The sequence below is a fragment of the Allobosea sp. BE125 genome, assembly GCF_031456075.1.
Lineage (GTDB): Bacteria > Pseudomonadota > Alphaproteobacteria > Rhizobiales > Beijerinckiaceae > Allobosea.
Genome location: NZ_JAVDTY010000016.1, coordinates 119,676 through 139,133, shown reverse-complemented (window position 1 = coordinate 139,133; position 19,458 = coordinate 119,676). Strand labels below are relative to the sequence as shown.

Annotated in this window: 21 protein-coding genes; 9 read left to right on the top strand and 12 right to left on the bottom strand. The window is 65.8% G+C overall.

The window, feature by feature from the left end; genetic code table 11:
* Window positions 1-272 precede the first annotated feature (272 nt).
* The 5 genes from J2Y55_RS27880 to J2Y55_RS27860 form a co-directional block, all read right to left on the bottom strand.
* A complete protein-coding gene (locus tag J2Y55_RS27880) occupies window positions 273-926 on the bottom strand; it encodes a 3-oxoacid CoA-transferase subunit B (RefSeq protein ID WP_310159847.1) in 654 nt (217 codons plus the stop codon).
* Between the two features lie 12 nt (window positions 927-938).
* Entirely contained in the window at window positions 939-1,646 is a 708-nt protein-coding gene (locus J2Y55_RS27875) for a CoA transferase subunit A (protein WP_310159846.1), read from the bottom strand.
* A gap of 146 nt (window positions 1,647-1,792) precedes the next feature.
* The gene (locus tag J2Y55_RS27870) at window positions 1,793-2,413 is read right to left on the bottom strand and encodes an Isoquinoline 1-oxidoreductase subunit (protein ID WP_310159845.1); all 621 of its coding nucleotides are present in this window, start codon (window positions 2,411-2,413) and stop codon (window positions 1,793-1,795) included.
* Window positions 2,413-4,578, bottom strand: a complete 2,166-nt coding sequence (locus tag J2Y55_RS27865) for a xanthine dehydrogenase family protein molybdopterin-binding subunit (protein WP_310159844.1) — start codon at window positions 4,576-4,578, stop codon at window positions 2,413-2,415. The genes J2Y55_RS27870 and J2Y55_RS27865 overlap by 1 nt, the downstream gene beginning before the upstream one ends.
* Before the next feature lie 2 nt (window positions 4,579-4,580).
* Window positions 4,581-5,042, bottom strand: coding sequence for a (2Fe-2S)-binding protein (locus tag J2Y55_RS27860; protein WP_310159843.1), 462 nt, complete (start codon window positions 5,040-5,042; stop codon window positions 4,581-4,583).
* Between the two features lie 191 nt (window positions 5,043-5,233).
* On the opposite strand from J2Y55_RS27860, the gene J2Y55_RS27855 reads away from it, so the two are divergent.
* From J2Y55_RS27855 to J2Y55_RS27830, 6 genes are all read left to right on the top strand, one after another.
* Window positions 5,234-5,875, top strand: a complete 642-nt coding sequence (locus J2Y55_RS27855) for a TetR/AcrR family transcriptional regulator (RefSeq protein WP_310159841.1) — start codon at window positions 5,234-5,236, stop codon at window positions 5,873-5,875.
* 164 nt (window positions 5,876-6,039) lie between these two features.
* On the top strand, window positions 6,040-6,804 hold the full coding sequence (locus tag J2Y55_RS27850; protein ID WP_310159840.1) for an ABC transporter ATP-binding protein: 765 nt from the start codon (window positions 6,040-6,042) through the stop codon (window positions 6,802-6,804).
* A complete protein-coding gene (locus tag J2Y55_RS27845) occupies window positions 6,794-7,537 on the top strand; it encodes an ABC transporter ATP-binding protein (protein WP_310159838.1) in 744 nt (247 codons plus the stop codon). Before J2Y55_RS27850 ends, J2Y55_RS27845 begins: the two co-directional genes overlap by 11 nt.
* Before the next feature lie 92 nt (window positions 7,538-7,629).
* A complete protein-coding gene (locus tag J2Y55_RS27840; protein WP_310159836.1) occupies window positions 7,630-8,835 on the top strand; it encodes an ABC transporter substrate-binding protein in 1,206 nt (401 codons plus the stop codon).
* A gap of 232 nt (window positions 8,836-9,067) precedes the next feature.
* Window positions 9,068-9,955 carry a branched-chain amino acid ABC transporter permease gene (locus J2Y55_RS27835; RefSeq protein ID WP_310159835.1) on the top strand — a complete coding sequence of 296 codons (888 nt, stop codon included), beginning with the start codon at window positions 9,068-9,070 and terminating at the stop codon, window positions 9,953-9,955.
* Between the two features lie 34 nt (window positions 9,956-9,989).
* Window positions 9,990-10,982 carry a branched-chain amino acid ABC transporter permease gene (locus J2Y55_RS27830; protein WP_310159834.1) on the top strand — a complete coding sequence of 331 codons (993 nt, stop codon included), beginning with the start codon at window positions 9,990-9,992 and terminating at the stop codon, window positions 10,980-10,982.
* A 172-nt stretch (window positions 10,983-11,154) separates the two neighbouring features.
* Here J2Y55_RS27830 and J2Y55_RS27825 read toward each other — a convergent pair whose 3' ends face one another.
* From J2Y55_RS27825 to J2Y55_RS27815, 3 genes are all read right to left on the bottom strand, one after another.
* Complete coding sequence (locus J2Y55_RS27825; RefSeq protein ID WP_310159832.1) at window positions 11,155-11,535, bottom strand: c-type cytochrome; 381 nt, start codon at window positions 11,533-11,535, stop codon at window positions 11,155-11,157.
* A complete protein-coding gene (locus tag J2Y55_RS27820; protein WP_310159830.1) occupies window positions 11,532-12,536 on the bottom strand; it encodes a Vgb family protein in 1,005 nt (334 codons plus the stop codon). The genes J2Y55_RS27825 and J2Y55_RS27820 overlap by 4 nt, the downstream gene beginning before the upstream one ends.
* A gap of 201 nt (window positions 12,537-12,737) precedes the next feature.
* Window positions 12,738-13,268 carry an isochorismatase family protein gene (locus tag J2Y55_RS27815; RefSeq protein ID WP_310159829.1) on the bottom strand — a complete coding sequence of 177 codons (531 nt, stop codon included), beginning with the start codon at window positions 13,266-13,268 and terminating at the stop codon, window positions 12,738-12,740.
* Window positions 13,269-13,376: 108 nt separating this feature from the next.
* Between J2Y55_RS27815 and J2Y55_RS27810 the strand changes: the two genes are divergently transcribed.
* Window positions 13,377-13,781 carry a VOC family protein gene (locus tag J2Y55_RS27810; protein WP_310159828.1) on the top strand — a complete coding sequence of 135 codons (405 nt, stop codon included), beginning with the start codon at window positions 13,377-13,379 and terminating at the stop codon, window positions 13,779-13,781.
* A 112-nt stretch (window positions 13,782-13,893) separates the two neighbouring features.
* Here J2Y55_RS27810 and J2Y55_RS27805 read toward each other — a convergent pair whose 3' ends face one another.
* From J2Y55_RS27805 to J2Y55_RS27795, 3 genes are all read right to left on the bottom strand, one after another.
* Complete coding sequence (locus J2Y55_RS27805) at window positions 13,894-14,976, bottom strand: alpha/beta fold hydrolase (RefSeq protein WP_310159826.1); 1,083 nt, start codon at window positions 14,974-14,976, stop codon at window positions 13,894-13,896.
* 260 nt (window positions 14,977-15,236) lie between these two features.
* Complete coding sequence (locus tag J2Y55_RS27800) at window positions 15,237-15,443, bottom strand: hypothetical protein (protein ID WP_310159824.1); 207 nt, start codon at window positions 15,441-15,443, stop codon at window positions 15,237-15,239.
* A gap of 51 nt (window positions 15,444-15,494) precedes the next feature.
* Window positions 15,495-15,758, bottom strand: coding sequence for a DUF1488 family protein (locus J2Y55_RS27795; protein ID WP_310159822.1), 264 nt, complete (start codon window positions 15,756-15,758; stop codon window positions 15,495-15,497).
* A 465-nt stretch (window positions 15,759-16,223) separates the two neighbouring features.
* On the opposite strand from J2Y55_RS27795, the gene J2Y55_RS27790 reads away from it, so the two are divergent.
* Both J2Y55_RS27790 and J2Y55_RS27785 read left to right on the top strand, forming a co-directional pair.
* On the top strand, window positions 16,224-17,717 hold the full coding sequence (locus tag J2Y55_RS27790; protein ID WP_310159821.1) for an MDR family MFS transporter: 1,494 nt from the start codon (window positions 16,224-16,226) through the stop codon (window positions 17,715-17,717).
* A 162-nt stretch (window positions 17,718-17,879) separates the two neighbouring features.
* The gene (locus J2Y55_RS27785) at window positions 17,880-18,431 is read left to right on the top strand and encodes a DUF1269 domain-containing protein (protein ID WP_310159820.1); all 552 of its coding nucleotides are present in this window, start codon (window positions 17,880-17,882) and stop codon (window positions 18,429-18,431) included.
* 67 nt (window positions 18,432-18,498) lie between these two features.
* Here J2Y55_RS27785 and dapD read toward each other — a convergent pair whose 3' ends face one another.
* Window positions 18,499-19,344: a 2,3,4,5-tetrahydropyridine-2,6-dicarboxylate N-succinyltransferase gene (dapD, locus tag J2Y55_RS27780; protein WP_310159819.1), complete on the bottom strand. Its 846-nt coding sequence runs from the start codon at window positions 19,342-19,344 to the stop codon at window positions 18,499-18,501.
* Window positions 19,345-19,458 lie beyond the last annotated feature (114 nt).

The window sequence follows — 19,458 nt, the reverse complement described above, 5'->3', positions numbered from 1 at the left end:
CCAGAAAACTCGGCTGCCCTGAAACCCGGTGCATCGCGATCAATCCCCTTTATCCAAAGGGAATCACGACACTGCCGGTTATGCAAAGGTCTCCGTAGGGAGAGGGCAGGGTGAGGGGTCGGCCGTTTGACGCTTTGGCCGGAACCCAACCGCATTCCGCCGCAAGGTTGGCATTCCACTGGTCCAGGGGCCTACACCTCACCCCTGCCCCTCTCCTTACAGGAGAGGGGTTCCCCGCGCCTCCGACTGACAGCCGGTGCAGATTTTCAACGCTACAGCGCCACCTTGAACGCCGCTTCCGTCTTGCTGGTGATCTCCTCCAACGTGACGCCCTCGGCCAGTTCGATCAGGCTCATGCCGCCGCCATTCTCGTCGATCGAGAAGACGCCGAGATCGGTGATCACCATGTCGACCACGCCAGCCCCGGTCAGCGGCAGGTCGCAGGCCTTGAGCAGCTTGGCCGATTCCGAGCCGTCCTTGTTCTTGGCGACATGCTCCATCACCACGACGACCTTCTTGACGCCGGCGACGAGGTCCATGGCGCCGCCCATGCCCTTCACCACCTTGCCGGGGATCATCCAATTGGCGAGGTCGCCATTCTGGGCGACCTGCATGGCCCCCAGGATCGAGAGGTCGATATGGCCGCCGCGGATCATGCCGAAGGAGTCGGCAGACGAGAAATAGCTCGTCGTCGGCAGTTCGGTGATGGTCTGCTTGCCGGCGTTGATCAGGTCGGGATCCTCGTCGCCCTCATAGGGGAAGGGGCCCATCCCGAGCATGCCGTTCTCGGACTGGAGCTGAACCGAAACCCCCTCGGGGATGTAGTTCGAGACCAGCGTCGGAATGCCGATGCCGAGATTGACGTAATAGCCGTCCTTGAGTTCCTTGGCGGCGCGGGCTGCGATCTGTTCACGGGTCCAGGGCATGTCTCGAACTCCTTAAGCCGCGCGCTTGCGGGTGGTGCGCTGCTCGATGCGCTTGGCCGCATTGGTGACGTGGACGATCCGCTTCACGAAGATGCCCGGCGTATGCATGTGATCGGGATCGATCTCGCCCGCCGGCACGAGGTGCTCGACCTGTGCGATGGTCAGCCGCGAGGCCGAGGCCATCATCGGATTGAAGTTGCGGGCCGTCTTTCGGTAGACGAGATTGCCTTCGGTATCGCCCTTCCAGGCATGGACCAGCGAGATATCGGCGAAGAGGCCGCGCTCCATGATGTAGCGCTCGCCGTCGAAAATCCGCTCCTCCTTGCCTTCCGCGACCAAGGTGCCGACGCCGGTCTTGGTGAAGAAGGCCGGAATGCCCGCCCCGCCGGCGCGGATGCGCTCGGCCAGCGTGCCCTGCGGGGTGAATTCGAGCTCGAGTTCGCCGGCGAGGAACTGCTGGGCGAAGAGCTTGTTCTCGCCGACATAAGACGAGATCATTTTCTTGATCTGCCGGGTCTCGAGCAGGATGCCGAGGCCTGCGCCGTCGATGCCGGCATTGTTGGAGATGAAGGTCAGGTCCTTGGCGCCGCTCTCGCGCACCGCCTCGATCAGGAGATCGGGAATGCCGCAAAGGCCGAAGCCGCCGGCCATGAGGGTCATGCCGTCCTTGATGGCGCCGGCGAGAGCCGCCTTGGCGTCAGGAAAAACCTTCTTCGACATCGCGTTGCCTTTGCCGCTGGAATGACTGGCCGGAGGGCTTGCTAAAGCACTAGCCGAGCGCAAGGGGCGGTTGCAACATGAGGTAGACTAAAGGCGCGCAGACCCCCCACCCAAAAGCGAGGGGGGTCTGCGTCGCGTTGCCAGCCTTACGACGCCGGGCAGGCCGCGCCGCTATCCGCCCAGGCCTGCATCAGCGCGCCGAACTGGGCGTTGGTGCCAGGCGCCGGCTCACGGCCGGGGCCTGGATTCCAGCCCCAGAGCACCAGCGTGTCGGTGGTGACGTGCTTGACGATCGCCGCCAGGTCGCGGCCGCCATTGCGGCTCTGGTCCTTGAGCTGCAGGCAGATCTGGCCCAGCGTCTTGCCCTCCCAGGCCATCGAAGCCGGAGCGAGCGCCCAGTGCCCGTCGCCGGGCACGCGGGCGGGATCGTAGTTCTGCTTGCCGTGGCAAGTGGTGCATTCCAAGCCCGGCGCGCCATGGCCGTCCTTGCCGCGCACCACCACGGGCTGGTGCAGGCGGCGCGCATCGGTCTGGCGCGGGCGCTCGGTCGCCGGATGGCAGTTCATGCAGCGCGGATGCGTCAGCACCTTGCCGATCTCGCCGAACAGCGCAGCCGAGCGCGCCTGCTGGTTGGGGATGCTCGAGAAGCTCGCGGCATCCCGCAGGGGCGGGCCGCCACGCTGCGGTGCGGATTGTGCGAAGGTCAGCGCCGTGCCGCCGAGGCCGAGCGCCAGCGCCGCGGCGCTCGCAAGGAGGAGAGGCCGCATCAGACCGTTCCTCCTACCATCGGCAATTGCCGTGGCCGGACCTGCCCCAATCGCGCCAAGGCATTGGCCACCGCCGGCCCGATCGGCGGTACGCTGGGCTCGCCGACGCCGGTCGGCTTCTCCGTCGAGGCGATGATCATGACCTCGACCGCCGGCATCTCGTGGATGCGCAGCGAGCGGTAGCTGTCGAAATTCGTCTGCACCGGCTTGCCGGCGTCGAGCGTGATCTCGCCATAGAGTGCATGACCGATGCCGAAGCCGATGCCGCCCTCCATCTGAGCGCGGATGACGTCGGGATTGACCGCAACGCCGCAATCGACCGCACACCAGACCTTATGGACCTTGGGCTCGCCATCGCTCCCGAGCGAGACCTCGGCGATCTGGGCGACGAAAGAGCCGAAGCTCTCGACCACCGCGACACCGCGCGCCCTGCCCTCGACAGTGTTGGGCCCATTCCATTTGGCGAGCTCGGCCACGGCCTTGAGCACGCCCATCGCGCGCGGCTCCTTGCCCATCATGGCAAGCCGGCCGGCGACCGGGTCCAGCCCCGCCGCCTGCAGCAATTCGTCGACGAAGCACTCGACCGCATAGGCGGTGTGGGTGTGGCCGACCGAGCGCCACCACAAGGTCGGCACGCCGACCTTGGCGGTGTGAACCTCGCAGGCGAAATCGGCGATCTCGTAAGGCAGCTCGTTGGCGCCCTCGATCATGGTCGAATCGATGCCGTTCTTCACCACCATCGCCTCGAAGGGCGTGCCGAGGAAGAAGGACTGGCCGACGATGCTGTCGGTCCAGGCCGCGATCTTGCCGTCCTTCACCGCGCCGCGCAGCTTGTGCAGGAAAAGCGGGCGGTAATAGCCGCCGGTGAGATCGTCCTCGCGCGTCCAGACCAGCTTGACCGGGCGGTTGGGGCCGATCGCCTTGGCGACCATGGCGAGCTCGGCCGCCAGATGCTGGCTGACCTGGGCGCGGCGGCCGAAGGAGCCGCCCGCCAGCATGGTCTCGAGCCGGACCTTGTCCTGGGGCAAGCCCAGCACAGCCGCGATGGTGGCGTGCTCGGTCGTCTGGAACTGGCTGCCGAAGCGGGCGAGCGCCTGGGTTCCGTCCCATTCGAGATAGCCGTCGAGCGGCTCCATCGGCGCATGCGCCAGATAGGGGAAGACGAACTCGGCCTCGACCACCGTGTCGGCCTTGGCGAGCACGGCCTCGGCATCGCCATGCTTGCCGACGACGGTGCCCGGCGTGCGCGCGAGCGCCCGGTATTCGGCAATGAGCTCGCGGCTGCCGCGCTTTTCGGCGGCGCTCTCGTCCCAGGTGACCTTCAGCGCCTCGCGTCCCTTGATCGCGGGCCACATGCCGGTGGCATAGACCGCGACGCCGGAGCCGATCGGCTTGACGTCGACCACACCCTTGACCTTCAGCGTCTCGGCGGCGTCGAAGCTCGCCATCTTGCCGCCGAAGCGCGGCGGGCGGGCGACGACGACCGTCAGCATGCCCGGCGTATGGATGTCGATGGTGAACTGGGCCTTGCCGCGCGCCTTGTCGGCGCTGTCGAGGCGCTTGACCGCGCCTTCCCTGCCGATCAGGCGGAAATTCGCCGGCTGCTTCAGCGCCACGGTCTCGGGCACGGGCAGCTTGGAAGCGGCGTCGGCGAATTCACCGAAGCGGCCCTGCTTGCCGGTGGGATGCTTGAGCACGCCCGCCTCGACGGCGATCTCGCCAGCCGGGACCTTCCAGGCCTCCGCCGCCGCCTGCACCAGCATGGCGCGCGCCGTCGCACCGGCCTTGCGCATCTGCTCGAAGGAATTGGCGATGGCCGAGGAGCCGCCGGTGCCCTGCACGCCGAAGAGGAGGTTGGCGTAGAGCTTGACGTCGGCCGGCGCATGCTCGGCACGCATCTGGCCCCAATCGGCGTCCATCTCCTCGGCGACGAGCGTGGTGAGGCCGGTGAACGGCCCCTGGCCGAACTCGATATGCTTGATCAGGACGGTGACCGTGTCGTCGGCGGCGACGCGGACGAAGGCGTTGGGCGCGAAGACGGCTGCGCCACCCGCCGGGCGAGCGGACTGCGCCCTGGCGACCTCTGGCAGATGCAGCCCGATGACGAGAGCGCCGGCCCCGGCCAGGAGCGCGCGGCGCGAGAGAGTGATGTCGTGAGCGGTCATGATCAGGCCTCCAGCGAGCGGGCGGCGCTATGGATCGCGGCGCGGATGCGGGCATAGGTCGCGCAGCGGCAGATATTGCCGTTCATGGCGAGATCGATGTCCTGGTCGGTCGGCTTCTTGTTTTCCTTGAGCAGGGCGACCGCGCTCATCACCTGGCCCGACTGGCAATAGCCGCATTGCGGCACGTCGCCGGCGGTCCAGGCCGCCTGGACGGCTTCGGCCTCGCGGCCGGAAATTGCCTCGATCGTCGTGATTTCGGCGCCGGCCACGGCGGAGACCGGCGTCACGCAGGAACGCAGCGGCTTGCCGTCGAGATAGACGGTGCAGGCGCCGCATTGCGCGACGCCGCAGCCGAATTTGGTGCCGGTGAGGCCGAGATTGTCGCGCAGCGCCCAGAGCAGGGGCGTGTCGTCGTCGATATCGACGCTATGCGTCGTTCCGTTGACCTTGAAGGTATGGGCCATGACTGCCTCCGATGCTGATATGACGCAGCGCGGCACCATGGTGCGGATCGAGGCTCGCCCTCGCCGGCCCGATCTGACATATCAGAAGCGGGCTATCAATCCGTAGTCCTGGGTCGCGCGACTGGACTAATTAGACGTTTTCAGTCTAGTTAGGATAGTCGCGCTCAGTTTGGATCTTGTCAAGACTGCAAATGGCCGACAGCACCGAAAGTTCCGGCACCGGAGCGAATTCTTGTGCCGAGGATGCGACCACCCGTATCGACCAGATCGCGGACGCGGCCCTGCGCCGTTTCGCGCGATACGGTTTCAAGCGCACCTCGATGGACGACATCGCAAAGGAGGCCGGCCTCGCCAAGGCGACGCTCTATCTGCATTTCAAGGGCAAGGACGATGTCTTCAGGGCGATGATGCTGCGGACCGGGCAGCGGGTCGACGCCCGCTGTCAGCGCGTGATGACGATGGCGGCTCCATTTCCAGAGCGGCTCGCGGCGCTGCTCGACGCGCATTTCGGCACCGGCTACGCCTGTTTCGGCGCGGGTGAGCACCTCCTCGAGCTCAAGGCCGTGATGACGAGCGTCGCCAGCGCCGAGGTACAGGTTTTCGAGAACATCTTCACGCGCCACGCCACCGAGCTCCTGGAAAAGGCGGAAGCGGCGGGCGAGATCAGCCTGTCGCGCAGCGGGCTTTCGACGGCCACCTTCGTGGCGACATTGATGCAAGCCGCGGCCGGCGCGAAGGCCGGCGCCAGACTCTCGTGCGAAACTTACGGGGCCCGCCTGCGCGATCTCGCATCGGTCTTCGCCGCCGCCCTGGCGCCGACGGGCCGGGATTGAGGGTTTTCATCTCCCGCCTTAGCCAAACGTCGTAATTCACGCCGAAACCGCCGCAATTACGGGCAGGAGCCGCCGTTGACACTCGCTCACGGCGCAGTGCAGCATGACTGCAAGGGGAAACGTAACAAGAAGAAAGAACACGATGCTACGCTCTGGCAATCGCCATGGCTGACGACATCATTCTGTCGACGGCGGGACTGACCAAGGACTTCGGCGGCTTCAAGGCCGTCAGCGGCGTCGACCTCAAGGTCCGGCGCGGCCATATTCATGCGCTGATCGGCCCCAACGGCGCCGGCAAGACGACATGCTTCAATCTGCTGACCAAATTCCTCAGCCCGACCGAGGGCGCGATCGTCTATAACGGCCGCGACATCACGCGCGAAAAGCCGGCCGAGATCGCCCGGCTCGGCCTCGTGCGCTCATTCCAGATCTCGGCGGTGTTCCCGCAGCTCAGCGTGCTGACCAATGTGCGCATCGCGCTGCAGCGCAAGCGCGGCGACTCGTTCGATTTCTGGCGCTCGGAGAAGGTGCTGCGCGGGCTCGACGAGGAGGCGATGCGCCTCGTCGATGCGGTCGGGCTCGGCTCCTTCGCCAGCCTGACGGCGGCCGAACTCAGCTACGGCCGCAAGCGCGCGCTGGAGATCGCCACGACGCTGGCGCTCGATCCCGAAATGCTGCTGCTCGACGAGCCGATGGCCGGCATGGGCCGCGAGGATGTCGAGCGCATCGAGGCCCTGATCCGCAAGGTCTCGGTCAACCGCACCATTCTGATGGTCGAGCACAATCTCTCGGTCGTCGCCTCGCTCTCGGACCGCATCACGGTTTTGGCGCGCGGGCAGGTGCTGGCAGAGGGCGACTACGCCGCGGTCTCGAAGGATCCGCGCGTGATCGAGGCCTATATCGGCTCGGGGGGCGACCATGCTCACTAGGGCAACAGTGGCGGGGCAACCCGCGGCCGAGACCGCCCCGCTGCTGAAAGTGCGCGGGCTCGAAGCCTGGTATGGCGAGAGCCATGTGCTGCACGGCATCGATTTCGACGTCGCGCCGGGCGAGGTGGTGACGCTGCTCGGCCGCAACGGCGCCGGCAAGACGACGACGCTGAAATCGATCATGGGCGTGATGGGCAAGCGCCGCGGCTCGGTCGTGCTGGAGGGCACGGAGACGATCGCCCTGCCCTCGCGCGCCATCGCCCGGCTCGGCATCGGCTATGTGCCGGAGGAGCGCGGCATCTATGCCAGCCTATCCGTCGAGGAGAACCTGATGCTGCCGCCGCAGGTCAGGCCGGGCGGGCTCTCGCTCGATCAGATCTTCGCGCTCTTCCCCAACATCAAGGAGCGCTTGAAGAGCCAGGGCACGAAGCTCTCGGGCGGCGAGCAGCAGATGCTGGCGATCGGCCGCATCCTGCGCACCGGCGCCCATCTGCTCCTGCTCGACGAGCCGACCGAGGGTCTGGCCCCGGTCATCATCGAGCAGATCGGGCGCACCATCGCAAAACTGAAGCAGGACGGGTTCACCATCATCCTGGTCGAGCAGAACTTCCGTTTCGCCGCCACCGTCGCCGACCGGCACTATGTCGTCGAACAGGGCAAGGTCGTCGACATGATCCCCAATGACGAGCTCGACGCCAATATCGACAAGCTCCACGGCTATCTCGGAGTCTGAAGCCACACTCCAGGACCGGGACCTCCAAGACCAGGCACTTCAACCACAAAAACAACGTCGAAAACGACATTCACTCCAGGGAGAGAACCATGATGAAACTCAAGACCATTCTGGCGACGACGGCGCTGGCGACGCTGATGGCGAGCCCGGCGCTTGCCCAGCAGATCTCCGTCAAGGCCGGCGTGCTGAACGACCGTTCCGGCCTCTATGCCGATCTCTCCGGCGAGGGCTCGGTCATCGCCGCGCGCCTCGCGGTCGAGGATTTCAAGGCCGCCGAGAAGGGCATCAAGGTCGAGATCGTCTCGGCAGACCACCAGAACAAGCCCGATGTCGGCTCGACCATCGCCAGGCAATGGTATGATCAGGACGGCGTCGACCTGATCCTCGACGTGCCGACCTCCTCGGTGGCGCTGGCTGTCAGCCAGATCACCAAGGAGAAGAACAAGATCCACATCAATTCGGGCGCTGCGGCTTCCGACCTCACCGGCAAGGCCTGCACGCCCAACACGATCCACTGGACCTACGACACCTATGCCCTGGCCCAGGGCACCGGCGGCGCGATGGTCAAGGCCGGCGGTGACAGCTGGTTCTTCCTGACAGCCGATTATGCCTTCGGCCATGCGCTGGAGCGCGACGCCAGCGAGGTCATCACCAAGAATGGCGGCAAGGTGGTAGGCGCGGTGCGCACGCCGTTCCCGGGCACGGATTTCTCCTCATTCCTGCTGCAGGCGCAGGCCTCGAAGGCCAAGGTCATCGGGCTCGCCAATGCCGGCGGCGACACCATCAACTCGATCAAGCAGGCCGGCGAATTCGGCATCGTCGCCGGCGGCCAGAAGCTCGCGGGCCTGCTCGTCTTCGCCTCCGACGTGAATGCGCTCGGCCTGCAGACGGCGCAGGGCCTGGTCCTGACCGAGGCCTTCTACTGGGACACCAACGACCAGACCCGGGCCTGGTCGGAGCGCTTCGCCAAGCTCAACAACGGCAAGAAGCCGACCATGGTGCAGGCTGGCGTCTATTCCGGCCTGCTGCATTACCTCAAGGCGGTCGAGGCAGCCAAAAGCAAGGACACCGCCACCGTCATGGCGAAGATGAAGGAGATGCCCACCGACGATCCGCTCTTCGGCAAGGGCACGGTGCGCGTCGACGGGCGCAAGATGCACGACATGTATCTCTTCGAGGTCAAGAAGCCGTCGGAATCGAAGGGGCCGTGGGACTACTACAAGCAGCTTGCCGTGCTGCCGGCCGACAAGGCCTTCCGCCCGCTCTCCGAAAGCGAGTGCCCGCTCGTGAAGAAGTGAGCCTCCGGAAACCCGGCTCCGCCGGGTTTCCGCTCCCTCGGCGTCATCCCGGACAAGCCGCCCTCGGGTCCGGCCTTCGGCCGGCCCAAGGACAAGCTCCACGGCGCCGATCCGGAATCCATCCTAGAGCTCTCGCTCCCTTCGATGGATTCCGGGTCTCTGCTTCGCTCCGCCCGGAATGACGGCTGAGGTCTCGACAAGACCTTCGATGTCCAAACGATCGAGCCACTGAATGTTCGAGCTTCTCGGAATCCCGCCACAAGCGCTGTTCGGCCAGGTCCTGCTCGGCCTGATCAACGGCTCGTTCTACGCCATCCTCAGCCTCGGGCTGGCGGTGATCTTCGGATTGCTCAACATCATCAACTTCGCCCATGGCGCGCAGTACATGATGGGCGCCTTCGTCGCCTGGATGTGCCTGAACTATCTCGGCATCAATTACTGGGCGGCGCTCCTGCTGGCGCCCCTGATCGTCGGCGTCTTCGGCGTGCTGATCGAGCGCTTCCTGATCGCCAGGCTCGCCAATCTAGACCATCTCTACGGGCTCTTGCTGACCTTTGGGCTGGCGCTGATCATCCAGGGCCTGTTCCGCAACAACTACGGCTCGTCGGGCCTGCCCTACCAGATCCCCGACGCGCTCAAGGGCGGGCAGAATCTCGGCTTCATGTTCCTGCCCAACTATCGCGGCTGGGTCGTGGGCGCCTCGCTCGTGGTCTGCCTCGTGACCTGGTTCATGATCGAGAAGACCAGGCTCGGCGCCTATCTGCGCGCCGCCACCGAGAACCCGACCCTGACCCAGGCCTTCGGCATCAACGTGCCGCTCCTGGTGACGCTGACCTATGGCTTCGGCGTCGCGCTCGCAGCCTTTGCCGGCGTGCTCGCCGCACCGATCTATTCGGTCAATCCGAATATGGGCGCCGATTTGATCATCGTCGTCTTCGCCGTCGTCGTGATCGGCGGCATGGGTTCGATCATGGGCGCGATCGTCACCGGCTTCGGACTCGGATTGGTCGAGGGCCTGACCAAGGTGTTCTACCCGGAAGCTTCGGCCACGGTCATCTTCATCATCATGGTGCTGGTGCTGCTGGTGAAGCCCGCCGGCCTGTTCGGGCGGGCGGCGTGATGGCCGCGCTCCCAAACTCTGCGAGGATGTGACCATGGCTGACGTTCTTTCCGTCGAGGCGCCGGCCGGCGCAATTGCACTGGCCGAGACAAGCCGGGGCACCGAGCGGTTGCACCGGGCAATCTTCATCGGCCTTGCCGCGGTGCTGCTGGTCGCGCCCTACCTCGCCTACCCCGTCTTCGTGATGAAGGTCATGTGCTTTGCGCTGTTTGCGCTCGCCTTCAATCTGCTGCTCGGCTATGGCGGCCTGCTCTCTTTCGGCCACGCCGCCTATTTCGGCATGTCGAGCTATGTCTGCGCCTATGTCGCCAAGAACTGGGGCCTGACGCCGGAACTCGCCATCATCTCGGGCGTGCTGGTCTCGGCCGTGCTGGGCCTGGCCTTCGGGGCGCTCGCGATCCGCCGGCAAGGCATCTATTTCGCCATGATCACGCTGGCGCTTGCCCAGATGGTGTTCTTCTTCTCGCTGCAGGCACCGAAGTTCACCGGCGGCGAGGACGGCATCCAGGCGGTGCCTCGCGGCAAGCTGTTCGGTCTGATCGATCTGACCGGCGACAGGGCGCTGTACTACGTCGTCGCGGTCATCTTCATGGCCGGGCTGCTGTTGATCTACCGCATCATCCATTCGCCCTTCGGCCAGGTCTGCAAGGCGATCCGCGATAACGAGCCACGCGCGATTTCGCTCGGCTACCGCGCCAACCAGTACAAGCTCGCCGTCTTCGTGCTCTCGGCCTCCCTCGCCGGGCTCGCCGGTGCGACCAAGGCGATCGTCTTCCAGCTCGCCTCGCTCACCGACGTGCACTGGTCGATGTCGGGCGAGGTCGTGCTGATGACGCTGGTCGGCGGGCTCGGTACCGTCTTCGGGCCGATCGTCGGAGCGCTCGTCATCGTCTCCATGCAGAACTATCTGGCGAGCCTCGGCGCCTGGGTCACGGTGGTGCAGGGCGTGATCTTCGTGGTCTGCGTGCTGCTCTTCCGCGAGGGCATCGTGGGCGTGATCGCGAAGAAGATCGGGCGGCCGCTGTAGGCGCCGGGACCATTTTGGCGAGGCATGCCCCTCCCAACCGTGTCATCCTGGGCGACCGAAGGTCGTCCCGGGATCCATCGGAGGGCTCGGCGCTCTAGGATGGATCCCGGAGGTGCGCGGCTTCGCCGCTTGTCCAGGATGACGGTGCGGATTTGATCGACCTTGCCGGCCGTCACCGCCCGCGCATCAGGAAGGCCGTGACGGCTGCCCGGTCGGTCTCGTCGTCGAGACCCTGCGGGCTCATCCAGCCGCCCTTGAACATCGCGTCGGGGTCGGCGAGATAGGCGTTCAGGCGAGCCTCGTCCCAAATGACGCGCTTGGCGCGCGCCGCCTTGAAGGCGGGCGAATAATCGAAGCCCTCGGCCGAGCCGACGACGCGCCCCTTCAGCCCGGCCAGATGCGGCCCGGCCATGCCCTGCTTGGCGGGATCGAGGCTGTGGCAGGATTTGCAGGGCTCGAACAGCGCCTCGCCGCGCGCCAGATCCTGCGCCGCCGCGACGCCGCCCGAGAGTGCGAGCGCCACGGCCGCCACGATGGCAGAGGCGGATCTCACGCCTGCTTCACCGTCTGGATGCGCACGAGGCGGTCATTGCCGCTCTCGCCGCCCCAGGCCTCACCGGAGCGGCCGTCCATCTGGCGGACATTGGCGCCGGCCTTGTCGCTCGGGAAGCTGTTGAAAGCCTCGGTAACCGGATCGAAATGCACGATGGCGTTGGCGCTGAAATCGGTCAGCCAGACCTTGTCGGCGTCGTCGACATAGACCGAATAGGTGCGCGGCTTGTCGCCCGGCAGTTTCCAGGTCTTCCAGCTCTTGCTCAGCGTGTCATAGGCCGAGACATTGCCGGAATTCCATTCGCTGACCCAGACCCGGTTCTTCGAATCCGACCAGACGCGGCGCGCGCCCTGTCCGGGTGTCGGCGGTTCGACCACCGTGACCTGGGCCGTGCCGGTGTCGATCCTGGCGATGTGGTTGCCGGCGAGCGAGGCGTACCAGACCTCGCCCGAGGGCGTCAGGGTGATGCCGTAGGCGCCCGGCCCGCGCGGCGCGTCCCAGACCTCCATCTTGCGCGTCTTCGGATCGAAGCGGCCGATGATGCCGTTCTGGCCGGTGAACCAGAGGATGCCGCTCTTGTCGAAGACGCCGGTATTGAGGTTTGCCCGCGCCTTGCCTTCCGGCAACTTGAAAAGCTCGACCTCGTGGGTCTTGTCGTCGACCCGGGCGATGGCGTTCTGGCCGCCCTCCGTCACCCAGGCCGCACCATCGGGCCCGCGGATGACGCCATGGGGCGCTGCGCCCCGGCCGAGTTCGACCACCTTGAGCTGGCCGGAGCGCGGATCGAAACGCCCGAGTGTGCCATTGCGCTGGCCGCAGACCCAGATCGTGCCGTCGCCGGCATCGGTGACGTCGCGGGAGCCCTTGATCGCGGGAATATCGAAATAGGTGACGGCGAATTTCGTCTCGGTTGTCTCGGCTGCGATCGCGGCCGTCCGGCCGATCAAGGCAGGGGCGGCAAACCCGGCGAGGCCGAGCTGGAGAAAGGAACGGCGCAACATGGGGCGTCTCCTTCGTCAGGCAGAAGCTGGAACAACGCCCGATCCCGTTGGATCGTTCAATTGCTCCAATCTCTTATTTTTACGCGTTTTCTTCACGCGAACCGTATCCACTTCGCTCGAAAACGCTCTGGGATCGCGCTTGGCTCCTTGAGTAAACTGACAAGATGGTGAAACCGGGACAATGCCCAGCGCGCCTCCGCTTCAGCGGATCAGCTTCGCCGCCGCGCGAAAACGCGGATGGGCCGCGGTCCTGAGCCATTCGAACACCACCATTTCGGTGGTGACGATCTCGGCGCCATGGCGCGCCATGCGCGCGATGGCGACCTCCTTGGATTCAGGCGCGCGCGAACCGATCGCATCCTGCACCACGGCGACGCGGCGGCGATGCTCGAGCAGGCTCAAAACGGTCTGGCCGACGCAGACATGTGCCTCGCAGCCGCAAATGACGAGCTGCATGTCGCCGGCAAGCGCCTCGAGGAAGGCAGGCTCGGCGCAGGAATCGAAGCTCATCTTGGCGATCACGGGGCCGGCGCCCGCCAGCTCCGGCACCGTGCCGCCGAGCCCGGCCGGATTCTGCTCGGTCATCAGCACCGGCACCGCAAGGAGCCCGGCAGCGTCGACCAGGCGCCTGGCATTCGCGACCAAGCACGCGCCGTCATGGATCGCCGGCATCAGGCGCGCCTGGAAATCGATGACGACGAGGATGGCGTCGGTGGCAGAAAGCAGGGTCATGACTGCGTCTTTCTACAGCGGTTTCGTATAAGAGCGCACCGAAGAACCGCTCGGCGCCACCATGCTAACCTCACGCCGGGCCGGAAACCAGAAAAGGAAGGAAACGCCATGCCCCAGATGATCTTCGTCAACCTGCCCGTGAAGGATCTCGACGCCTCGGTCGCCTTCTTCACGGCGCTCGGTTTCTCGTTCAATCCGCAATTCACCGATGAGACCGCGACCTGCATGGTGATCAGCGACACCATCTTCGCGATGCTGCTGACCCATGAGAAATTCCTCAGCTTCTCGCCCAGGCCAATCGCCGATACGCGCCAGGCGGTCGAGGTGCTGACCTGCCTCTCCCGCGACAGTCGGGCTGATGTCGACGCCATGGTCAAGGCAGCCCTGGCGGCCGGCGGCACGACCTATAAGGAGCCGCAGGATTACGGCTTCATGTATGGCCACGGCTTCCAGGACCTCGACGGCCATGTCTGGGAGTTGATGTGGATGGACCCCGCCGCCGTGCAGGGGTGAAGTCTGACACCCTCGTCATGCTCGGGCTTGACCCGAGCATCTCGGGACCAGCCTCTTCCTTCACGAGCTTCCCGGGTCCGCGCTCTGCACGGCCCGGGAATGACGTCCTTCGTCAGTTCCCGCCCGCGGCGCGCTTCGGCACGGCGGCGAGCCAGACGCCCATCTCTTTGGCCCAGAACTTCGCGAGCCCCGTCGTGCCGTGGCCACGGGTATCCTCGCTCGCCGGAATCAGCAGCAGCCTGCCATTGGCGAGGCGCTTCAACTCACGCTCCATGATGCCGGTCTCGGGCGGGTTGCGCTCGTCATCGGCGGAGTTGATCGCCAGCAGTGGCGCCTTGATCGCGCCCAGGCCCTGGGAAGCGTCGTAGTCGCGCGAGGAATCCCACTGGTAGAGGAAGTCGTTGGCATCGGCGCTGAAGGCGGCCTTCAGGCGCTCGTCGAGCAGCGCGTCGGCCGCCTCGCGCGTCGGCGCCAGCTTCTGATAGGCGAGCGTGCCGCCGCTGGTGGCGATACCGAAGAACACATTGGCCGTGCGGAAAGCCGGCGGCTGCGTCGTGTAGTCACCGCCCTTCCACTCCGGATCGTTGCGGACGGCATCGATGATCATGCGCCGCATCATCCAGTTGCGGCTCGACATCGGCGTCGGCTGCGAAGCCATCGGCACCAGCGCGTCCATGAAATCGGGATGCCTGACGCCCCAGAGCCAGACATGCATGCCGCCCATCGAATTGCCGAGCACGAGCCGGACATGGCGCAGCCCCAGCCCCTCGCTGACCAGTTTGTGCTGGGCTGAGACCATGTCCTCGTAATTATAGCGGGGGAACTTCGCCTTCAGCCCGTCCGAGGGCTTGGAGGAGGCACCGGCTCCGATCGCATCCGGCAGGATGATGAAGTATTTCGCCGCATCGAGCGGCTGGCCCGGACCGAATAATTCGCCCGCGAAGGCCGGCGTCAGCAGGCTCGCCGCCGAGCCCGCCGTGCCGTGCAGGATCACCACCGGCTCGCCCGCGGGATCGCCGATAGTGGCGTAGCCGAGCTTCAATTCCGCCAATGTCTCGCCGCTCTGGAAGCGGAAATCCTTGGCCACCCAGACGCCGCGCTTGGGTGCGGGATAGTCGGCCGCCGAGGCCGCCATCGCGACGATGGACAGGATGAAGGCCGCGGCCGCGCGGCGCGGCCAGCTTGCGATGGTCATGATGGTTGCACCTTCGTTGTCGCCGCCACGGCTTGCCGCCGGGCGATCCTCCCTTGATCGAAGGATCGCGCCGAACACGCGATGAGGCAAGGGAGGCGGGGGAGGTCCTTCCCTTCTCCCCTCGCGGGAGAAGGGAAACGCGCGAAAATCCCCGCCGGCGTTTCCGCTGCGGAGAGGGGCTGACGGAGCGGCGCGAGGCGCGTGTTTGTCGTCGTCCGCATCCGTTGAGCCAGAGACGGCGCGGATGGATTAGGTCGCGCTCAGCCGCGCTTGATAGCTGTCTCGGCGATCTCGTGATGGCCGATGGCGCGTTCGAGACCGTCGGGCCCACGCACGCGATACTGCTCTTCCTTATTGTCGCGCAGCGGCATCACGCGCAGGATCTCGTAGAGGCCGAGCCTGGCTTGATTGGCGAAACCCGGTTCGAGATTGACCAGATCACCCGGCTTATATGGCTGACTGGCCATGTCATCATCCTCCGTGAGACGGATCGAGGCGTTTGAGCAGGTTGTCGACGGCTAGAAATCGGCGGGCGTCAGGCGGTGATAGCTGGCCCGGTGCCGCGCATAGGCGTTCGAGGCCGCCTTCAGGATCGTGTCCCGGTTCCGATCGAAGACATCGAGCACCTGCGCCTGACTGTCATCGATGCCGGAACCCAGCTTGCGCAGGGCGTCCATCTCGATCTGGAAGGTGATCTCCAGCGAGGCATCCGAGCCCCAGAAGCTGACGCAGGAACGCCCTGCGTCGAAACTACGGACCGGGTTGGGAAAATTCAGCGCCATGGTCGGCCTGCTTTCTTGCGGTTGCCTGTCACGAGCAGCTTCAGGACGCCAGCGCCGCAACCTGCTGGTCCACGGCCCGGAAGCACGATTGAGCCAGAGCACACCGGCCGCCAATGACCGGCGCAAGCGTGCGCCGAACGCAGCGAGCGCCCGCTCCACTGTGTATCTGCGCCGTCGGCTCCCGAGGGGCTCAAGCAAGCTGATCGTTTTCTCAAGGGCGGTCAGGCCAAAACAGATCAACCGCAAGGCGGCTTGTTCTCGACGACCGTCTTTCGGACATGGGGAAGGCTGCCGCGCATTGTAAGGGCCGCGCAATAATAAGGCTTTGATCTCGCGGACAAGATTTGGGCCTCGCAGGACTGGCCAGGCCGCTATGCAGCGGCGGCACGCCCCGCCTCTGGCGCATGGCATGCCCCGGCCTTACAAGTCTGCCATTCTCCCAACGCACGGGCAGGCCGAGTGACCATGGACAAACGGGTCGAGACGGCGGCGCATCCAGCGCCCCTTACCCATGAGGATATTCGCAGCATCCTGTTCGGCATCATGCTCGCCATGTTGCTGGCGGCGCTGGACCAGACCATCGTCGCGACCGCGATGCCGACGATCGGGCGCGAGCTCAACGACGTCACGCATCTGCCCTGGGTGGTGACGGCCTATCTGCTCGCCTCGACCGCGGTGACGCCGCTCTATGGCAAGCTCGCCGATATCCATGGCCGGCGGGTGACGCTGCTCTCGGGCATCGTCGTCTTCGTCGTCGGCTCCGTGGCCTGTGCGCTTGCTCCGAACCTCTGGCTCCTGGTGATAGCGCGTTTCGTCCAGGGGCTGGGCGGCGGCGGGCTGATCGCGCTGGCGCAGACCATCATCGCCGACATGGTGCCGCCCAAGGAGCGTGGCAAATATCAGGTCTATTTCGCCGCAGTCTTCATGGCCTCCTCCGTGCTCGGCCCGGTTCTCGGCGGTGTCATCGCCGAAGCGCTGCACTGGTCGGTGATCTTCTGGATCAACCTGCCACTAGGGCTTGCCGCCTATTGGATGACGAGCTCGGCCTTGAAGCGGCTGCCGCGCCATGAGCGACCGCACAAGCTCGACGTCGCCGGCGCCCTGCTGATGACCAGCGCGACGATGACGCTGCTGCTCGCGCTTTCCTGGGGTGGCACCTATTACCCTTGGGCTTCGGCCCGGATCATCGGACTCGTGGCCTTGTCCATCGTGTTGTGGGCCGTCTTCGCCTGGCGGCTGCGGACGGCAGCCGAGCCACTGATCCCGCTCGACCTCCTTGCCAATCCGGTGGTGCGGATGGGCACGACCGCCGCAGGCTTCGGCATGGGCACCTTCATCGGCCTGACGATCTACCTGCCGCTCTATTTCGAGACGGTGGTGGGGATGAGCGCGTCAGCCTCGGGCCTCGGCCTCTTGCCGCTGACCTGCGGCACCGTGATGGGCGCGACCTTATCGGGCCGCTCGCTGACACGATTGACGCATTACAAGCGCGTGCCGGTAGCGGGGCTGAGCGTCGCGACATTGGGGGCAGCGCTGCTGACGATCTATGCCGGGCAGATGCCGCTCCTGCCCTTCTCGCTGACGCTTGCCGTGATCAGCCTGGGGCTCGGCACCATGCTGCCCGTGGCGACCGTCTCGATCCAGAACGCGGTGCTGCCGCACCAGCTCGGTACGGCTACCGCGATCGCAAACTTCTTCCGCCAGATCGGCGGAGCGTTGATCGTGGCGGTGTTCGGCGCGATCGTGCTCGGCGGCGTCGGCGGGGCCGGCGTCGGGCTCTCGCCCGAGGCGCTGAAGCTGGGGACGGTCGATCGCACAGCGATGATCGAGCTGTTCCGCTATGTCTTCGCGGCGACCTGCTTCGGCTTCGCCATGGCGCTGCTGCTGATGGTGCGGATGAAGGAACTGCCCCTGCGCGGCAGCGCGGTGGAAGCGGCAAAGGCGGCCGGCGGCGAATAGCCGGAACAGTCGCCGCCCCCACGCGTTCGCCACCAGAGCAGGATGAGAGACGGATTCAGATTTCACACGCGATCACGAAGTGACCCGATCTGAAATCATCCGGCTCTAGCCCGCCGCATCGCCGCGGTGGGGTTTCGTCACGCCTTCACGCAGGAGCATCCCATGTCCGATCTCGTCGTCATCGTCTATCCGACCGAGGCCCGCGCCGAGGAAATGCGCCAGAAGGTCGTCTCGCTGCAGAAGGAGTATCTGATCGAACTCGGCGACGCCGCCATCGCGGTGATGCATGAGGGCGGCAAGATCAAGTTGAACCAGCTGCTCAACACCACCGCGCTCGGCGCCGTCTCCGGCTCCTTCTGGGGTCTGCTGATCGGCGCGATCTTCCTGATGCCGGTGTTTGGCGCGGCGCTGGGCGCAGCATCAGGCGCGCTCGGCGGGGCGCTGACCGATTACGGTGTCAATGACGGCTTCATGAAGGAGCTCGCCGCCAACCTCCAGCCGGGCAATGCCGCGCTCTTCCTGCTGATCAACAAGATGACCGCAGACAAGGTGCTCGACGCCGTCAAGGGCACGGGCGGCGTGGTGCTGAAGACCTCGCTCGACCATAGCCGCGAGCAGCAATTGCGCGATGCGCTGGCGGGAACCCCGAGGACGCCGGCGGCCGCCCCTGTCCCGGCTCCGGAAGGCGCGGGCGCACCTTCGCCGGTGGGGTGAGGCACCCAACCTCTCACATCATTCTCGGGCGACCCGAGGTCACCCGGGAATGACGCGGAGCCTGAGTTCAGTCGCGCAGCAATTCGTTGATGCCGGTCTTGGAGCGCGTCTGGGCGTCGACCGTCTTGACGATGACGGCGCAGGAGAGCGAGGGGCCGGGCGTACCGTCCGGGAAGGGCTTGCCGGGCAGCGAGCCCGGGACCACCACCGAATAGGGCGGCACCTTGCCGATATGGATCTGGCCGGTGGCGCGGTCGACGATCTTGGTCGAGGCCGAGATGAACACGCCCATCGAAAGCACCGAGCCCTCGCCGACGATCACGCCCTCGACCACCTCGGAGCGGGCGCCGATGAAGCAGTTGTCCTCGATGATCGTCGGGTTGGCCTGCAGCGGCTCGAGCACGCCGCCGATGCCGACGCCGCCGGAGAGATGGACGTTCTTGCCGATCTGGGCGCAGGAGCCGACCGTCGCCCAGGTGTCGACCATGGTGCCGCTGTCGACATAGGCGCCGATGTTGACGAAGGACGGCATCAGCACGACGTTCGGAGCAAGGAAGGAGCCCTTGCGCGCGGCGGCCGGCGGCACGACGCGGAAGCCTGCAGCGCGGAAGCGGTTCTCGCCCCAGCCCTCGAACTTCGAGGGCACCTTGTCCCAGAACACGCCTTCGCCGGGACCGTTGGCGATGATCATGTTGTCGGTCAGGCGGAAGGAGAGCAGCACCGCCTTCTTCAGCCACTGATGCACGACCCAGTCAGTGCCGATCTTCTCGGCGACGCGGGCCTCGCCGGCATCGAGCAATTCGATCGCCCGTTCGACCGCCTCGCGGACCGCGCCTTTGGTGTTGATGCCGATCTCGGAGCGAGCCTCCCAGGCAGCGTCGATGGTGGCGGCGAGATCGGTGAAGGACGTCATGGCTCAGCTCTTTCTCATCATGGTCGGCCCTGCGCCGACCATCCACGTCTGGCGGCGTGGACGATTGATCGAAGGCGTGGATGCTCGAGACAAGCCCGAGCATGACGGCCGGAG

Excerpts from the sequence above, each read along its gene's own strand:
- J2Y55_RS27880 (WP_310159847.1), bottom strand. The coding sequence starts at position 926 with ATGCCCTGGACCCGTGAACAGATCGCAGCCCGCGCCGCCAAGGAACTC.
- J2Y55_RS27875 (WP_310159846.1), bottom strand. The coding sequence starts at position 1,646 with ATGTCGAAGAAGGTTTTTCCTGACGCCAAGGCGGCTCTCGCCGGCGCC.
- J2Y55_RS27870 (WP_310159845.1), bottom strand. The coding sequence starts at position 2,413 with ATGCGGCCTCTCCTCCTTGCGAGCGCCGCGGCGCTGGCGCTCGGCCTC.
- J2Y55_RS27865 (WP_310159844.1), bottom strand. The coding sequence starts at position 4,578 with ATGACCGCTCACGACATCACTCTCTCGCGCCGCGCGCTCCTGGCCGGG.
- J2Y55_RS27860 (WP_310159843.1), bottom strand. The coding sequence starts at position 5,042 with ATGGCCCATACCTTCAAGGTCAACGGAACGACGCATAGCGTCGATATC.
- J2Y55_RS27855 (WP_310159841.1), top strand. The coding sequence starts at position 5,234 with ATGGCCGACAGCACCGAAAGTTCCGGCACCGGAGCGAATTCTTGTGCC.
- J2Y55_RS27850 (WP_310159840.1), top strand. The coding sequence starts at position 6,040 with ATGGCTGACGACATCATTCTGTCGACGGCGGGACTGACCAAGGACTTC.
- J2Y55_RS27845 (WP_310159838.1), top strand. The coding sequence starts at position 6,794 with ATGCTCACTAGGGCAACAGTGGCGGGGCAACCCGCGGCCGAGACCGCC.
- J2Y55_RS27840 (WP_310159836.1), top strand. The coding sequence starts at position 7,630 with ATGAAACTCAAGACCATTCTGGCGACGACGGCGCTGGCGACGCTGATG.
- J2Y55_RS27835 (WP_310159835.1), top strand. The coding sequence starts at position 9,068 with ATGTTCGAGCTTCTCGGAATCCCGCCACAAGCGCTGTTCGGCCAGGTC.
- J2Y55_RS27830 (WP_310159834.1), top strand. The coding sequence starts at position 9,990 with ATGGCTGACGTTCTTTCCGTCGAGGCGCCGGCCGGCGCAATTGCACTG.
- J2Y55_RS27820 (WP_310159830.1), bottom strand. The coding sequence starts at position 12,536 with ATGTTGCGCCGTTCCTTTCTCCAGCTCGGCCTCGCCGGGTTTGCCGCC.
- J2Y55_RS27815 (WP_310159829.1), bottom strand. The coding sequence starts at position 13,268 with ATGACCCTGCTTTCTGCCACCGACGCCATCCTCGTCGTCATCGATTTC.
- J2Y55_RS27810 (WP_310159828.1), top strand. The coding sequence starts at position 13,377 with ATGCCCCAGATGATCTTCGTCAACCTGCCCGTGAAGGATCTCGACGCC.
- J2Y55_RS27805 (WP_310159826.1), bottom strand. The coding sequence starts at position 14,976 with ATGACCATCGCAAGCTGGCCGCGCCGCGCGGCCGCGGCCTTCATCCTG.
- J2Y55_RS27800 (WP_310159824.1), bottom strand. The coding sequence starts at position 15,443 with ATGGCCAGTCAGCCATATAAGCCGGGTGATCTGGTCAATCTCGAACCG.
- J2Y55_RS27795 (WP_310159822.1), bottom strand. The coding sequence starts at position 15,758 with ATGGCGCTGAATTTTCCCAACCCGGTCCGTAGTTTCGACGCAGGGCGT.
- J2Y55_RS27790 (WP_310159821.1), top strand. The coding sequence starts at position 16,224 with ATGGACAAACGGGTCGAGACGGCGGCGCATCCAGCGCCCCTTACCCAT.
- J2Y55_RS27785 (WP_310159820.1), top strand. The coding sequence starts at position 17,880 with ATGTCCGATCTCGTCGTCATCGTCTATCCGACCGAGGCCCGCGCCGAG.
- dapD (WP_310159819.1), bottom strand. The coding sequence starts at position 19,344 with ATGACGTCCTTCACCGATCTCGCCGCCACCATCGACGCTGCCTGGGAG.